General features: G+C 69.6%; 1 pseudogene. It reads right to left on the bottom strand.

The window, feature by feature from the left end:
• Positions 1 to 760, bottom strand: a pseudogene (locus Q4I23_RS32910) (tetratricopeptide repeat protein); the annotation flags it as partial.

The following is a 760-nucleotide window of genomic DNA, read 5'->3' as shown; positions in this document are numbered from 1 at the left end:
CGCGTATAATCGTCGGCAGCGTCAGATGTGTATAAGAGACAGGGCGGGCGGGAAGACGCGGCCCCGGCGCCTCCGCACCCGCCCGGCGCGCCAGGACGGCGGCGCGGCGAAGATCCGCCGCGATGCGCCCCAGCGCCGCGGACAGCGGCTCGCCCGCACGGGGATGGAAGACCCGCATGGACGGGTACCAGGGACGCACGCCGCTGCCGAGATGGGTCCAGTCCCGCGCGCCGAAGCGCCAGACCGGCACGCCCAGAGCGCCGGCCAGTTCCGCCACCGAATTGGCCGGCGCGATGACCAGATCGAGGTTGGCGGTGAGCGCCGCCATTCCCTCGAAGTCGTTCTTCCAATCGAGCCGCTCCAACTCGTAGATGGGCACGCCGAAGCGCGCCTCCGCCCGCAGGATCTCGGCCTCGCAGTCGTCGTACTGGAGGTTCACGAAGGTCACCCCCGGCACGCCCAGCACCGGCCCCCAGTCGTCCAGCGGCAGATAGGCCCATTGCCGTTCCATGGTCATCAGTTGGCTGCGCCACGCGATGCCCACGCGCAGGTCGCCGCCGATGCCGTCCAACTGCCGCCGCCGGTCCAGCACCCGCGCCGGGTCGGGGAACAGCCAGGAAGACCTCGGCGGGAAGTCCGCCAGCCCACCGCGCAGGTAACGCGCCAGCGAGCCGGCGGGAACGTGTACATCGCAGTCCACCATCTCCACCCTGTCTCTTATACACATCTGACGCTGCCGACGATTATACGCGAGTGTAGA

It is taken from the genome of Azospirillum sp. UFLA03-27 (genome assembly GCF_059803775.1).
The sequence above is the reverse complement of the archived record's forward strand: the minus strand, read 5'-3'. Positions and strand labels throughout refer to the sequence as shown.